Origin of the sequence: Limnochorda pilosa, assembly GCF_001544015.1 — a bacterium.
GTDB classification, from domain to species: Bacteria; Bacillota; Limnochordia; order Limnochordales; family Limnochordaceae; genus Limnochorda; species Limnochorda pilosa.
Map to the genome: position 1 here is coordinate 853,978 of NZ_AP014924.1, position 14,669 is coordinate 868,646.

Genomic DNA, 14,669 nt, shown 5'->3' on the forward strand with positions numbered 1-14,669 from the left:
GAGGTGGTGCAAGCCGAAGGCGTTTCCTTGCCGAACGGTTACTTCACGACCAACGGGGCGTGCATCCCGAGGTCGTAGTGCCCAGGCACGAAGCAGCCCAGCTCCCAGGTGCCGCGCTTCTCTTCCGGCACCGTAAACTCGAGGGCCACCTGGGCGCCGCCTTCGAGCTCCAGCTCCTCCAACTCTCCGAGCTCCACCTTCACGTCGCCGGCATCCAGGAAGACGTCGATGTCCTCGAAGAAGTTGGTGGTGTAGCCGTGGTCCATCCCCGCCATGCCCTGGCCCACCATCATCTCGTGCTCTTCCGACGCGCTGTTGGTCACCGTGAGACGGTAGGCCTTGCCCGCCTCGAGCACGAGGGGGTCGGGACGGAAGGCGTAACTGGTGAGGTCCAGGGTGATGGGTTCCTGGGCCAGCACCTCGCCGCCCCCTGCCAGGGCAAGGAGCGCGCAGGCGGCCGCGGCACCCGCGGCCCACCGAAGGATGCCCGTACGGGTCATGTCTTTGTCCTCCCCGATCCAGTTTCCCTGAGGCTCGTCCTGCCGGCCTACGACCCGGCACTCGCCGCGGGCCCAGCTCCCCAGGGCGAGGGGTGGGGCCGGCCTGCTTTCGGGCCAGCCCGCGCGGGTCTCTAGGAACCGAAAGAACTAGTCTGAAGATACCAGAGGGGACCCTTGCCGTCAATGACAGGCGACCACCCTTTCACCTAAGAATCCACTCAGGTTGCAGGGGTCTCCGGCCAGCGCAGCGAGGGACGGCGTCGGCCGCATGCGGCGGAGAGATCCGCGCATCGCGCCCATTGACGGGCGGGAACCTCCTGCATAGAATACCCGTGAAAACCAATCAAGTTACATGATGACGTTTCGGGAAAAGGAGCGATTGCCATGGCCCGCCGTCGCCCGGCCGTCACGGCCATCAGATCCGTGGCGCCTTCTGTCATCCTGGTCCTGGCCGGGACCCTGGCCCTCGGGACCTCGGCCGCCGAGCCTGTGCGCATCGGCTACCTGAACGTGATGGACGACGCCCCCACGATGGTGGCGTACGATGCCGGACTCTACGCCCAGGAGGGCCTGGATCCGACGCTCCAGCTCTTCGGAAGCGGCACGGACCTCATCAAGGGGCTCGTCACCGGCGACCTGGACGTGGGCGTCCTGGGCTTCACCAACGCGCTGGCCTGGGTCGCCCGGGGCGCGGACCTGCGCATCGTGGGCGGCGCGCAGATGGGGTACCATGCCATCGTCGTCCGAAAGGACTCGGGGATCCGGCGGGTGGAGGACCTGAAGGGCCGCAGCCTCGCGACGCAGAAGCAGGGGAGCACCGCGGACGTGGTGCTCAACGGTGTGACCCTCGCCCAGGCGGGTCTCACCCGGCAGGACCTGCAGATGGTCTACGTGTCGCCGGCGGTGGCGGTCCAGTCGCTGGTGGCCGGCCGGGTCGACGCCGCCTTCCTCTTCGAGCCCTACGATCGCATCGCCCGCCTGACGGCGCCCGTGGAGCCCATCTACGAGATCGGGCAGGTCTGGCCCTTCCCGTGCATGGTGGTGATCACCTCCGGAAAGGCGTGGAAGGAGCGCCGGCCGGTGATCGAGGCGGTGCTGGCGGCGCAGCGGCGGGCCATCGAGCTCCTGGAGTCGGCGCCGGACCAGGCCGCGGCGCTCGTCGCACACCGGTTCATCCCGGGGTCCACCTTGGAGACGCCCGCCGGCCCCGTGCCCGCGACCCAGGTGATCCGCGAGGCCATCGAGACCCAGACCTTCACCTGGCGGATCACGCCGGACCAGTCGAGCCGGATGAAGGAGATCGCGGGGCTCATGCAGGATCAGGGCATCCTGGCTGAGCCGGTGGACGTGGAGAAGGTGCTGGACCTGAGCTGGCAGGAGGGCCAGGAAGGGTGAGCCGCCAGCCGGGCGAGCGCGTCCTCGTGGCGCTCCCGCGCCTCGCGCGCCGAAAGGGTCCCGACACCCCGCCAGAGGCGCGACAGGAACGTGCCGACGGCCGTGACTGGCTGCCCTATCTGGCGGCGATCGCCTTCCTCCTGGCGCTCTGGCAGGCGGCCGCCTTCTTCCTGCCGGGCTTCCTCATGCCCGACGTGCCGCGGGTGCTGGCGCGTCTGGTTCGCTCCCTCGGCGACCCGGTCTTCCAGGCGGCGCTCCTCCGCAGCCTCTACCGCCTGGGCGCAGGGTACGGCCTGGCCGTGGCGGTGGGGGCGGCGGTGGGGCTCACAGGGGGGATCGCCCGGGGTCTCTCCCGGTTCGTGCGGGCGCTGGTGACCATCCTCCAGTCCATCCCGCCCATCACGTGGGTGCCGCTGCTGGTCATCCTCCTGCGGTTCGGCGACCGCCCCGTGCTGGTGGTGGTCACGCTGGCGGGCCTCTACCCCATGGCCCTCGCGGTGCTGGACGCTACCGAGGGCGTGGACCCCAGGCGGGTGCAGGTGGCCCGCCTCCTGGGCGCCTCACGCCTCCAGCTCCTCCGCCTGGTCTACCTGCCCGAGGTGATGCCCGCCTGGATCACGGGCGCGCAGCTCGCCTTCGGCAACGCGTGGCGGGCGCTGGTGGCGGCCGAGATGGTGGCGGGGGTGAGCTCGGGGCTGGGGTGGTCCATCAGCTACGCGGGCGAGATCGCAGACATGGAGGGTGTCTTGGTGGGGATCACGGCCATCGCGGCCCTCTCCGTCCTGGCCGATCGGCTCCTGCTGGAACGGGTCAAGCGGCGGCTGCTTCGCTGGCGGTACGCGTGAGCCCGGGCCGGGCGGTCGGGGGAAGGCATCGGGGCGTGACCCGCCCGGCCTGAGCTCGCACGGCGCAGGCCGAAGGGGAGGGCGAGGACCATGACCAAGCTTGCCGTACGGAGCGTGAGCCAGCGGTACGGAACGCTCGCGGTGCTCCGGGACGTGACCCTCTCGGTGGCGGAGGGCGAGTTCGTGGCCGTAGTGGGGCCCTCGGGGTGCGGGAAGAGCACCCTTCTTCGCATTTGGGCGGGGTTGGAGCGGCCCAGCTCGGGGGAGGTCGCAGTGGACGGCTGTCCCTTGGAGGGCCCGGACCCCCGAAGGATGCTGGTCTTCCAGGAAGATGCTCTCTACCCGTGGCGGACGGTGGCCGCCAACGTAGCCCTGGGGCTCGAGATCGCCGGATGGCCTGCTCAGCGGCGGCGGGAGCGGGTGGGCGAGCTGCTGGAAGCGGTGGGGCTGGGTGGCTTCGACGGCTACTACCCGCACCAGCTCTCGGGCGGCATGCGGCAGCGCCTCTCTCTGGCCCGCGCCCTCGCCCTGGACCCCGAGGTGCTCCTCCTGGACGAGCCCTACGGCGCGCTCGATGCCCTCACCCGCCTGGAGATGCAGGAGGAGCTCCTGCGGCTCTGGGAGCGGACGGGCAAGACGGTGGTGCTCATCACCCATGACGTGGAGGAAGCCCTCTTCCTGGCCGATCGGGTGGCGGTGATGAGCCCCCGCCCCGGCCGGCTGCTGGACGAGATGCCGGTCTCGCTGCCCCGGCCCCGCCGCCGGGACGACCCCGCCCTGGGCGCCCTGAAGGGACGGGTGCTGGAAGGGCTTGGGGTTGGGCGGGCGCTCGCACGATAACGCGAAAGCCCTCTGCGCCAGCATGGCCCCCGAGTCGGGATCACCTTGACTTCCCGGCGATCCCGACTTCTATTTCTACAGGATGAAAATCCATTGTATTTCCTTGACATTATATCATACTCATTGGTATTATAGATCCACCACCGGTATTATAGATCAACGGTTGTGACAACTCATGCAGCGCCAAACGTCCCGCCCGCCGCGTGCGGGCGTCGTCGCAGGAGGTGTAGGGATGGTGGAGGATCGGGTTGAAGGGATGCATCGGGTTGACGGGCTTGGGGAAGGGGCTGGGGACGCGACACCGAACGAGGGTGGGCAGCGTGGTGGCCTCTCCCGGAGGGACTTCCTGAAGACGGCTGCAGCCGCGGCCGCCGGGGTGGCGGCGTCGCAGGTCTTCAGCGTGCCCACGGTCTTCGCGCAGGCGGGGCGGGTGCGCTGGCGGGTGCAGACGGTGTGGGACGCGGGAACGGTGGGCTACACCCTCTTCGAGCAGTTCACCCAGCGGGTGAAGGAGCTTTCGCAGGGCAGGTTGGAGATTCAGCCCTTCCCGGCGGGGGCGGTGGTGGGCACCTTCGACATGCTCGACGCCGTCCGCAGCGGGGTGCTGGACGCGATGCACGTCTTCACGCTGTACTGGGCGGGCAGCATGCCGGTCACCGGCTTCCTCAGCTCCTACGCCCTGGGCCTCTCCCTCCCCCAGGAGTGGGAGGTGTGGTACTATGGGCTGGGCGGCCTCGACATCGCCCGCAAGGCCTTCGCGGACCAGGGCATCTTCTACGTGGGACCCATCCAGCACGACTACAACATCATCCACTCCCGGGTACCCATCCGGAGCTTCGGGGAGTTCAGGGGGAAGAAGATCCGCTTCCCCGGCGGCATGATCGGCGACGTCTTCAAGGCCGCGGGGGTTTCGACGGTGCTCCTCCCGGGTGGAGAGGTCTACCCGGCCCTGGAGCGGGGCGTCATCGACGCGGCGGACTTCGTGGGGCCGGCGGTCAACTACAACCTGGGCTTCCAGCAGGTGACCAAGTACATCATCATGGGGCCGCCCAGCACGCCGGCCATCCACCAGCCGGTGGACCTCGTGGACCTGACGGTCAACATGCAGCGGTGGCAGGCCCTCCCCGACGATCTGAAAGAGCTTTTCATCGCCGCGGTGCGGGAGCACTCGTGGAACCACTACGCCGGCATCCAGAAAGCGGACCTGGAGGCGTGGCCCAAGTACCGTGCCGCCGGGGTGGAGGTGATCCGCCTCTCGGAGGCGGACGTGGAGAAGTTCCGCAAGGTCGCCATCCCCGTCTGGTACGAGTGGGCGCGGAAGGACCAGTACTCCAGGGAGGCGTTCCTCTCGCAGCTCGCCTACATGAAGGAGCTGGGTTACGTCTCCGACGCGGACCTGAAGGGGCACGAGCTCTAGCAGGAGGGACGGCGGAGCGGCGGGCCGGTCTCCCCGGCCCGCCCCGCACGGGAGGGAGCGGCCTTGGTGCGGCTCGTGCAGTGGATCGACCGCGTCAGCGAATGGTCCGGAAGAGCTGCGGCGTGGCTGACGCTCGGAGCGGTCCTCATCCTCACCTACGAGGTCATCGTGCGCTACGTCTTCGACGCGCCCACCCAGTGGGCCCATGACACCTCCACGCTTCTGCTCGGGGTGATGTATGCGTTGACGGGCGCCTACGGCATGGTCACCAAGAACCACGTGGGCGTCGACATCCTCTCGACCCGCCTCTCTCCCAGGGCCCGCGCGACCCTGGACGCGGTCACCTCGGTCTTCTTCTTCCTCTTCGTCGGGGTCATCTTCTGGCAGGGCTGGCGATTCTTCGACGCGTCCTTCGCCCGCCGGGAGTTCTCCCTGAACAACCAGGCCATTCCCATCTACCCGGCCAAGTTGGCCATCCCGCTGGGGGCGGCATTGCTCCTCCTCCAGGGGGTCGCCCAGCTGATCCGGGACGTGTACCTGGCCGTCACGGGCCGGCCGCCGGATGGACGGGAGGTGGCTCCTTCTCGGGAGCCGGAGCCAGGCACCCCACAGGTTCAGACAACGCCCCAAGTCAACGAGGCACCCGTCTACTCGGTCTTCCGGAGGGAGGACGCCGAATGAGCGTCGAGACCCTGAGCCTCGTCATGTTCGGCGGGCTCTTGCTGGTGCTGGCCACGGGGTTGCCCCTGGCCTGGGTGACGGGCGGGCTTGCCGCAGGTTTGATCGGGCTTGTTTGGAGCCCTGATGCGCTCGCCGTCATCCCCCAGCGCATGTGGGGCCAGATGGCCCAGTACCTGCTGGCGGCCATTCCCCTCTTCATCTTCATGGCTTCCATGCTGGAGAAGGCCGGGCTCATCGAGGACATCTTCGAGGTGGCCTACAAGTGGATCGGATGGGTGCCGGGGGGTCTGGCCATCGCGACGGTGGTCGCCTCCACCCTGCTGGGTGCCATGGTGGGGGTCATCGGCGCCTCGGTGGTGACCATGGGGCTCATCGCGATGCCCACCATGCTGCGGCGGGGCTACAGCTCCACCCTGAGCATGGGCTCGGTGATGGCCGGGGGGACGCTGGGGATCCTGATTCCGCCCAGCATCCTCGCGATCATGTACGCGCTGCTGGCCAACCAGTCGGTGGGCGAGCTTTACCTGGGCTCGGTGTTGCCGGGGCTTCTGCTCTCCGGCCTCTACAGCCTCTTCATCCTGGTGTACGCCTGGATGCGGCCGGGTCTGGCCCCCCGCCTCTCCCGGGAAGAGCTGCCGGGCCTGCGGGACCGGCTCCGCCTGCTCGGGGGCATCTGGGCGCCGTTGCTCCTGGTCTTCCTGGTGCTGGGGACCATCTTCCTCGGCATAGCGGCCCCAACGGAGGCCGCGGCGGTAGGCGCCTCCGGGGCCATCGCGGTGGCGGCTCTCCACCGCAAGCTGAGCTGGGCCACCCTGCGTGACGCCCTGGAGCAGACGGCCCGATCGACGGCCATGGTGCTTTGGATCGTCTTCGGGGCCAGCGCCTTCGTGGCCTTCTACGTGGCCTCCGGCGGGGACGCCTTCGTGCGTGACCTCCTCCTGGGGATGGGTCTCTCGCCCACGGGGATCCTGATAGTCATGATGGGCATCCTGATCCTCCTGGGCATGTTCCTGGACTGGGTTGGGATCCTCTACCTGGCCGTGCCCATCTTCCTGCCCATCATCCACGAGCTGGGCTTCAACCCACTCTGGTTCGGCGTCGTCTACCTGGTGAACATGCAGATCGCCTTCCTGAGCCCGCCCTTCGGGTACGCCCTTTTCTACCTGCGGGGGATCTCGCCCGAGAACCAGATGGGCACCATCTACCGGTCGGCGCTGCCCTTCCTGGCGATCCAGGTGGTGGGGCTGATCGTCGTCATCTTGGTACCCCAGCTGGCCACCTGGCTTCCGGGGTTGGTGTACGGGAAGTAGCACCACGCGCGAGGTGATCGCCTGGGGAGGCAGGGCCCAACCGCCTCCTCCACGAAGCGGGCGACCTCCTCCCCCGGGGACCCCACTCCCAAGACACCGCCCACGCCCAACGCGCGAGCGAGGGGCCTGACCGGCCCCTCGCTCGACGCCTACCCTTCGATCGTTCCCGCGCCTCAGTTGCCGAGGAGCAGGAGGATCAGGATCAGAAACACGATGAAGATCCCATTGTCGCCGAATCCCCCCAGGCTGTTGGCCATGGCGTCGCCCTCCTTCGTCCGTGAGTGATCACGCACTGCAGCTTACGCCCGGTACAGGCAGGCGTCATGCGAGTGGAAGACCATTCGGCGCCAGCAGCGTCGGGCGTACCGCCAGAAGGTCTGTCCCCGGCGCGAGCGGGGTGTGAGGTCCCAGCCGACGCGGCCGGGATTCCGGCGGCGAGGCCTACCCGGTTCGAACGGACCTGCCTGGGTGACCGCGGCACGCAGAACGCGCGAGCGAGGGGTCTGATCGGCCCCACGGTTGACGCCCAGCCATCGATCGTTCCCGCGCCTCAGTGGCTGAGGAGCAGCGCTGGATCGGACCGGAAGCGCCGCCGCCCTCCGCTGACACAGGAGTAACGCGTCGCGTTGCCGAAGGTTCCACGGCGGGTACAAACCGAGCGCCGGCCGCGGCGCTCGAGCCGTCCGAGAGGAGGAGCCATGCTGGACGCTGAAAGCGCCGGCACTGTTGCTGCTGCGGTTCCCGTCGACGACGAGACCTTCCTGATCGACCTGCTCTATCTGGACACGCCCGAAGGGATCGGCGCCTATCTCTTGCTGGATGAGCACCCGGCCCTGGTGGAGGTGGGCCCCACGCCCGACCTGCCCCAGTTGCTGGAGGGGGTGCGGGCCGCGGGGGTGGACCCCCAGGCCATCGAGTACGTCTTCCTCACCCACATCCACCTGGACCACGCGGGCGGGGCGGGCGTGCTGGCCCGAGAGCTGCCCAGAGCCCGGTTCTTAGTCCACCCGGTGGGGGCGCCCCACCTGGCGGATCCTACCCGGCTCGTCCGCAGCGCGAGCCGTCTCTTCGGCGAGGCGATGGAGCGGCTCTACGGGGAGGTGGTCCCGGTCCCCGCGGCGCGCCTGCAGGTGCTGCAGGACGGCGACGTGATCCGGCTGGGCCGCCGGCGGCTGGTGGCGGTGGAGACGCCAGGCCACGCCAAGCACCACCACGCCTACTGGGACCCGGACCGCCGCTGGCTCTTTGCCGGTGACGTGGCCGGCATCGCCCTGCCCGGGGTGGCGTACGTCCATCCGCCCACACCCCCGCCCGACATCGACCTGGAGGCCTGGGAGGCCAGCATCGACCGGATCCTCGCCCTGGACCCCGGGGGCCCGCGGCGGCTCCTCTACACCCACTTCGGCTGGCAGGACGCGGTGGAAGAGCGGCTCGAGGAGCTCCGCCGGCACCTGCGGGTAGAGGCCGAGCTGGTGCGGGCCGGCATGGGGGAGGGCCTGGGGGTGGAGGCGCTGGTTGAACGGTACCAGGCCCACGTGGAGCCGGAGCTCGCCGCCGCCGCGCCGCCCGAGAAGGCGGCCCACTACCGGCTCACGATCAGCGGGACCATGAACGTCCTGGGCTGGATGCGCTACTGGGAGCGCCGCGGTTGAGGCGTTGCGGGCCGGCCGCCCCCGCGACGCTCAACCCACCCGAACCACCGTCGCCTCGCCCTGGCCGCCGCCGGAGCAGATGGCGGCCACCCCGTAGCCGCCGCCCCGCCGGCGCAGCGCGTGGATCAGGTGGATGAGGATCCGGGCGCCGCTGGCCCCGATGGGGTGGCCCAGGGCAATGGCGCCCCCGTCCACGTTGACCCGCTCGGGATCCAGGTGGCCCAGGCGGATGCTGGCCAGGGCCACGGCGGCGAAGGCCTCGTTGATCTCCCAGAGGGCCACGTCGGAGGGGGTGAGCCCCGCCTTCTGGAGGGCCTTCTGGGCCGAGAGCCAGGGGACGGTGTGGAGGTGCCCCGGCTCCTGGGAGACCCCTGCGTGGGAGACGACGGTGGCCAGCGGCTCCACCCCCAGCTCCCGGGCCCGGTCCGCGCCGGCCAGCACCAGGGCAGCGGCGCCGTCGTTGAGCCCCGGCGCGTTCCCTGCGGTGACGGTGTCGTCGGGGCGGAAGACGGGCTTCAGGGCCGCGAGCTGCTCGGGCGAGGTGTCGCGGCGGGGGGCCTCGTCGACCTCCGCCCGGAGAGGGCCGTACGAGCGCGAGCCCCGTCGCGGGGGGACCTCCACCGGTACCAGCTCGTCCGTGAAGCGGCCCTCGTCCTGGGCCGCCACCGCGCGCCGGTGGCTCCGCAGGGCCCAGGCATCCTGCTCGGCCCGGCTGATCCCCATCTCCCGGGCGGCATCGCCGCCGTAGACCCCCATGTGGCACCCGCCGAAGCTGCACCAGAGCCCGTCGTGCACGGCAGAGTCCACCATCTCCGCGTCCCCCATCCGCTGGCCCCAACGGGCCCCGGGCAGGAGGTAGGGGGCGTTCGACATGCTCTCCATGCCGCCGGCCACCACCACCGACGCCTCGCCAGCCCGGATGAGGGTCTCCCCCAGGTTGGCGGCCCAGAGGCTCGAGGCGCAGACCTTGTTCACCGTGGCCGAGGGGACCCGGGTGGGGAGGCCGGCCGCGACGCTTGCCTGGCGGGAAGGGATCTGCCCGGCGCCCGCCTGGAGGACCATGCCCATGAGGACCTGATCCACCTGCCCCCCCTCGATGGGAACCCGTCCCAGGGCGGACCGGATCGCGTGCGCGCCCAGCTCCACGGCCGTCAGGGGCTGGAGCACGCCTCCGAACTTGCCGAAAGGCGTGCGGGCCGTGGAGATCACCACGGCGGTCCTGGTCATGTCCGTCGCCTCCTCGCCATAGTCGTACAGCGGTCCGTCTGCGGGGTGCCGTCTCCCGGCCGGCAGGCCTGCCCCGGGGAAGGATCCTGCGGAACCCCTACGGCACAGGCGCGACTGCTTCCTGCCAGCGCGGTGGTGCGGGGGGACGCGCGTGATCCCGACGCTCTGGATGATGGCGACGGTGGCTGCGTTCGCCCTTGGGGCTAACGACGGCGCCAACCCCACGGCAGCGGCCGTGGGCGCCGGGCTCCTCCGGCCACGAGGGGCCCGGATCCTGGCCGCCCTGGCCGGAGGCACCGGGGCCTGGCTGGCGGGAGACCGGGTGGCGGGAACCCTGGCGCGGGAATTGGTTCCGTTCCACGCGCTGGCGTCGCAGGAGGCCCAGGAGCTCGCGGTGGTCGCGCTGGCGGCGGCGAGCCTCTGGGTGCTGGCGGCCACGGCGATGGGCCTGCCCGTCTCCACGTCGCACGCGCTGGTGGGCGCCCTGACGGGTGCAGCCCTGCGGGAGGGCGCGGCCCCCGTCGATTTGGGCGTGCTCGGCGCCATTGCGGGCTCGTGGATCTGGGTTCCGGTGGGGGCGGCCGGCGCGGGCGCACTCGCCGCGCTGGCGGGCAGGCTGCCGGGAACGCGGCGAGTGCAGGGCGCGTTGGCGCCTCTGGTCCGGGCGTGTTCGGCCTGGATCGCCTTCTGGTGGGGCGCCAACGACGTGGCCAACGCCGTGGCCTTGGCGGCCCAAGTGGGCGGGGCAGGATGGGCACCCGCCATGGTCCTGGGAGCGGCCTGCCTGGCCGCGGGCGCCTACTGGGGTTCTGGGCGGGTCCTGGCGACCATGGCTTCCGGCCTGGGCCCGGTGGGCGCGCCCGAGGCCCTGGCGGTGCAGGGTTCCGTGGCCCTGGCCCTGGCGGCGGCCACGCTCATGGGCTACCCCGTCTCCACCACCCACGCCGTGGTGAGCGCGCTGGCCGGGGTGCTTCGGGCACGGGGAAAGCCCGTCAACGTCCGGCAGGTAGCCCGGGTTGCGGCGGCCTGGCTCCTCACCGCCCCGGCGGCGGGGCTCCTCGGGTGGCTGCTGGGGGGGATCTGAGCCTTCACGCGGGCCCGCCGGCGGTCGATAAGAGATGAGGAGGGGCGCACCCCGGCGGTCCGCTTGCGGTGGCGTACGGGCCGGGGCGAGGAGGAGGGGACGGCCCGTGGAGCGGCAGACCGGCGGCACAGGAGGACTCCACGACGGGCCCGGCGCGCCGCCGGCGGCGGGGGGCGTTCCAGCCGCCGTCGAAGGGGCGCGTGCGGACGATGGGGGCACACCGGCCAGCGACCTGGCGTGGGCGGCCTTCCTGCGGCGATGCCGGAGCGAGATCGGGCTGGACCTGAGCGCCTACAAGGGGACGCAGCTTCGCCGCCGCATCGAGCAGTGGATGCACCGGCAGGGCGACGACCACTACTTCGCCCTGCTCCGGCGCCTGCGGCAGGATGCCGAGAGCCGCCAGCAGTTCGTGGACTACCTGGGCATCAACACCACCTCGTTCTTCCGGGATCCCCAGGTCTTCCAGACCCTGGAACAGACGGTGCTCCCCCGGCTGATCCTGCGGCCGGGGCCGGTGCGCGTCTGGAGCGCGGCCTGCTCCATCGGGGCGGAGGCGTACTCGGTGGCCATGCTCCTCCACGAGCTGGGCGGCCTACAGCGGGCCGAGATCCTGGCCACGGACATCGACCAGAAGGCGCTGGAGCAGGGCCGGGAAGGCCGTTTCGCCGAGATGCAGACCACAGGGCTGAGCGCGGGGCGGCGAGCCCGGTACCTGAAACCGGAGGGCAGCGGCTACCGGGTGGATGAGGCCCTGCGGCGGAAGGTCCGCTTCGAGCGTCTGGAGCTCCTGGAGGACCCGTACCCGAGCGACGTCGACTTGCTCCTCTGCCGGAACCTCTTCATCTACTTGGCCCAGCCCACCCAGGAGCGGCTGACCCGCCGCCTGGTGGAGGCGCTCCGCCCCGGAGGATACCTGGTGCTGGGCGGCACCGAGTACGTCCCGATGCCCGCCAGGTTCGGGTTGGAACGGGTGGCCTTCTGCGTCTACACGCGGGTGGAGGACGCCGGCGCGTAGCCCGTCTGGACCCGGCGCCGGCGCCTTCGCCCCGTGGGTGGCTCGAGCGCGGCCTGCTGCCGTCCGAGCAGAGGGGTCAGTTGGAGAGGACCAGCAGGATCAGGATCAGGAACACCACGAACGCGAAGCGATCGCCGAAGAACCCGCTTGCCATCGGATTCACCTCCTCGCGAGGCGACGGGGCGCCGGACGGTCCAGCGGAGCCCCGGCCCAGGAGTGCGCCCGTCCGTGGGAGCCGCACGCCACGGCTGGGACAGGGTCAGTCGGACAGAACGAGGAGGATGAGGATCAGGAAGAGCACGAAGGCCTTCCGATCCCCGAGGAACCCAACTCCTCCCATGCCGCTCACCTCCTGCTGCCACGCTATGGCGGCCCGTCCGCCCGGGTGGTAGCCGCCCGGTCCCCTTCAGTGCCGTGGGCGGGCCCATGGGGGGCAGGAGTGACGGCCGGGGGAGGGAAGATACTGCCGAGCGGGAGTGGGCAGCAGCTGTTCGAGGAGGATCGCCCTCCTCCTCGGAGAATGATCTCTATTGGCATCAGTGTGGCGGGCTCGCACGATCTTCGCGACCTTCGGGGTGGGGCGATCCGGTCCAGGGTCCCCACCGATCCGGCTGGAACGGGCGCGCCGCGCCCCGCGGCGCGCGCTTCCAAGGGGGTAGAGCCATGGCGACCGGCCACCGGACGGATCTCCTGGAACGCCAGGGGCACGACCGGCACGGCAAGCTGGGCCTGACCGACGAGGACGTCCTCCAGATCTACGAGGCCATGCTCCTGGCCCGGCGTCTCGACGAGCGCATGTGGATCCTCAACCGGGGCGGGCAGGCCTCGTTCGTCATCTCCTGCCAGGGGCAGGAGGCCGCGCAGGTGGGCGCGGCCTGGGCCCTGGACCGGGAGCGGGACTGGGTCTATCCGTACTACCGGGACGTGGGGCTGGTCCTGGTGCTGGGGGTCACTCCCCGGGAGCTGATGCTCGCGCTCCTGGGCAAGGCCGAAGATCCGGCCAGCGGCGGCAGGCAGATGCCCAACCACTTCTCCAGCCCGGAGCGGCGCATCGCGCCCCAGTCGAGCGTGGTGGGAACCCAGATCCCCCAGGCGGCGGGTACCGCCCTGGCCAGCAAGATTCGGGGAGATGGGGCTGTCACCCTGGTCACCTTCGGCGAGGGCGCGACGGCCGAGGGCGACTTCCACGAGGGCCTGAACTTCGCCGCGATCCACAAGGTCCCGGCGGTCTTCCTCTGCGAGAACAACCGGTACGCGATCTCGGTGCCCGTGGAGAAGGAGGTCTCGGTACCCGACGTGGCCGACCGGGCGCTGGCCTACGGCATCCCGGGCGTCGCGGTGGATGGGAACGACCCCCTGGAGGTCTACCGGGCCACGCGGGAGGCGGTGGAGCGGGCTCGGGCAGGGGAGGGCCCCACCCTCATCGAGGCCAAGACGTACCGGCTCCTGGCCCACTCCAGCGACGACGACGACTCCGGCTACCGCCCCCGTGAGGAGGTGGAGGCCTGGAAGAAGAAGGATCCCATCCCCCGCTTCGCAGCGTACCTGAAGGAGCAGGGCCTCATCGACCACGGGGGCCTCCAGGCCATGGAGGAGCGGATCCGGCAGATCGTGGACGACGCCACCGACTACGCCGAGCAGGCCCCCTACCCCAGGGCGGAGCACCTGCTGGACCACGTCTACGGCGACTAGACGAACGGAGGGACGCCGCGTGCCGGTCATGAACCTGATCGACGCGATCCGTTTCGGCTTGGAGCAGGAGATGGAGATGGACGAGCGGGCCATCGTCCTGGGCGAGGACGTGGGGGTACGGGGCGGGGTCTTCGGCGCCACCCGCGGGCTCTTCGAGCGTTTCGGCCCCGAGCGGGTCATCGACACGCCCCTGGCCGAGTCGTCCATCGTCGGCGTCGCCATCGGGGCTGCGCTCAACGGGCTCCGGCCCCTGGCCGAGATCCAGTTCGCCGACTACATCCACCCCGCCATGAACCAGATCATCAACGAGGCGGCCCGGATCCGCTATCGCACCAACGGCGCCTTCCACTGCCCCGTGGTGATCCGGGCGCCCTTCGGGGGCGGGGTGCATGGGGCTCTTTACCACTCCCAGAGCCTGGAGGGCCTCTTCTACCACGTACCGGGGCTGAAGATCGTCATTCCCTCGAGCCCTCACGACGCCCGGGGGTTGCTGCGGGCGGCCATGGAGCAGGACGACCCGGTGCTCTTCTTCGAGCACAAGCGGGCCTACCGGCTGGTGAAGGGCGAGGTGCCCGAGGAGTCCTACTCGGTGCCCATCGGCCGGGCGGAGGTGCGCCGGGAAGGGACCGACGCGACGGTGATCGCCTACGGCCTCATGCTGCACCTGGTCCTGGAGGCGGCCGAGCGGCTGAGCCGGGAAGAGGGCATCGAAGTGGAGGTGATCGATCTCCGCTCGATTCTTCCCCTCGACAAGGAGACGGTGATCGCCTCGGCCAAGAAGACGGGGCGGGTGCTGGTGGTGCACGAAGACAACAAGACCGGCGGCGTGGGCGCCGAGCTGGCGGCGATCCTGGCCGAGGAGGCACTTTTCTACCTGGACGCCCCGGTCATGCGGCTCACGGGGCCCGACGCCCCCGCCATGCCCTTCAATCCCGTGCAGGAGGCGGCTTTCATGCCCAACGCCTACACCATCGCCGACCGGATCCGCGAGCTGGTGCGCTACTGACCGGG

13 protein-coding genes are annotated in these 14,669 nt (G+C 70.5%); 11 read left to right on the forward strand and 2 right to left on the reverse strand.

From position 1 onward, the window contains the following. Positions 1-38: 38 nt before the first annotated feature. Complete coding sequence (locus tag LIP_RS03820; RefSeq protein ID WP_068134574.1) at positions 39-500, reverse strand: hypothetical protein; 462 nt, start codon at positions 498-500, stop codon at positions 39-41. A 384-nt stretch (positions 501-884) separates the two neighbouring features. On the opposite strand from LIP_RS03820, the gene LIP_RS03825 reads away from it, so the two are divergent. The 7 genes from LIP_RS03825 to LIP_RS03855 all read left to right on the forward strand — a co-directional run bounded on the left by LIP_RS03825 (position 885) and on the right by LIP_RS03855 (position 8,640). Continuing rightward, entirely contained in the window at positions 885-1,895 is a 1,011-nt protein-coding gene (locus LIP_RS03825) for an ABC transporter substrate-binding protein (RefSeq protein ID WP_068134577.1), read from the forward strand. Positions 1,896-2,005: 110 nt separating this feature from the next. Then, positions 2,006-2,740 (forward strand): ABC transporter permease, encoded by a 735-nt coding sequence (locus LIP_RS03830; protein ID WP_068141473.1) that lies wholly within the window; start codon positions 2,006-2,008, stop codon positions 2,738-2,740. Positions 2,741-2,830: 90 nt separating this feature from the next. Next, the gene (locus LIP_RS03835; protein WP_068134580.1) at positions 2,831-3,580 is read left to right on the forward strand and encodes an ABC transporter ATP-binding protein; all 750 of its coding nucleotides are present in this window, start codon (positions 2,831-2,833) and stop codon (positions 3,578-3,580) included. Between the two features lie 232 nt (positions 3,581-3,812). After that, positions 3,813-4,997 carry a TRAP transporter substrate-binding protein DctP gene (gene dctP / locus LIP_RS03840; RefSeq protein WP_198409704.1) on the forward strand — a complete coding sequence of 395 codons (1,185 nt, stop codon included), beginning with the start codon at positions 3,813-3,815 and terminating at the stop codon, positions 4,995-4,997. A gap of 66 nt (positions 4,998-5,063) precedes the next feature. Next, positions 5,064-5,678: a TRAP transporter small permease subunit gene (locus LIP_RS03845; protein WP_231699381.1), complete on the forward strand. Its 615-nt coding sequence runs from the start codon at positions 5,064-5,066 to the stop codon at positions 5,676-5,678. Then, entirely contained in the window at positions 5,675-6,988 is a 1,314-nt protein-coding gene (locus tag LIP_RS03850; RefSeq protein WP_068134583.1) for a TRAP transporter large permease, read from the forward strand. Before LIP_RS03845 ends, LIP_RS03850 begins: the two co-directional genes overlap by 4 nt. A gap of 698 nt (positions 6,989-7,686) precedes the next feature. Beyond that, positions 7,687-8,640 carry an MBL fold metallo-hydrolase gene (locus LIP_RS03855; RefSeq protein WP_068134587.1) on the forward strand — a complete coding sequence of 318 codons (954 nt, stop codon included), beginning with the start codon at positions 7,687-7,689 and terminating at the stop codon, positions 8,638-8,640. Between the two features lie 30 nt (positions 8,641-8,670). Here LIP_RS03855 and LIP_RS03860 read toward each other — a convergent pair whose 3' ends face one another. Next, positions 8,671-9,867, reverse strand: a complete 1,197-nt coding sequence (locus LIP_RS03860; RefSeq protein WP_068134590.1) for an acetyl-CoA C-acetyltransferase — start codon at positions 9,865-9,867, stop codon at positions 8,671-8,673. A 151-nt stretch (positions 9,868-10,018) separates the two neighbouring features. On the opposite strand from LIP_RS03860, the gene LIP_RS03865 reads away from it, so the two are divergent. From LIP_RS03865 to LIP_RS03880, 4 genes are all read left to right on the forward strand, one after another. Then, positions 10,019-10,951, forward strand: a complete 933-nt coding sequence (locus LIP_RS03865) for an inorganic phosphate transporter (RefSeq protein ID WP_068134591.1) — start codon at positions 10,019-10,021, stop codon at positions 10,949-10,951. 106 nt (positions 10,952-11,057) lie between these two features. Next, entirely contained in the window at positions 11,058-11,966 is a 909-nt protein-coding gene (locus tag LIP_RS03870) for a CheR family methyltransferase (protein ID WP_068134594.1), read from the forward strand. Between the two features lie 663 nt (positions 11,967-12,629). Then, on the forward strand, positions 12,630-13,658 hold the full coding sequence (locus tag LIP_RS03875; protein WP_068134598.1) for a thiamine pyrophosphate-dependent dehydrogenase E1 component subunit alpha: 1,029 nt from the start codon (positions 12,630-12,632) through the stop codon (positions 13,656-13,658). A 19-nt stretch (positions 13,659-13,677) separates the two neighbouring features. Continuing rightward, the gene (locus tag LIP_RS03880; protein ID WP_068134601.1) at positions 13,678-14,664 is read left to right on the forward strand and encodes an alpha-ketoacid dehydrogenase subunit beta; all 987 of its coding nucleotides are present in this window, start codon (positions 13,678-13,680) and stop codon (positions 14,662-14,664) included. Positions 14,665-14,669 lie beyond the last annotated feature (5 nt).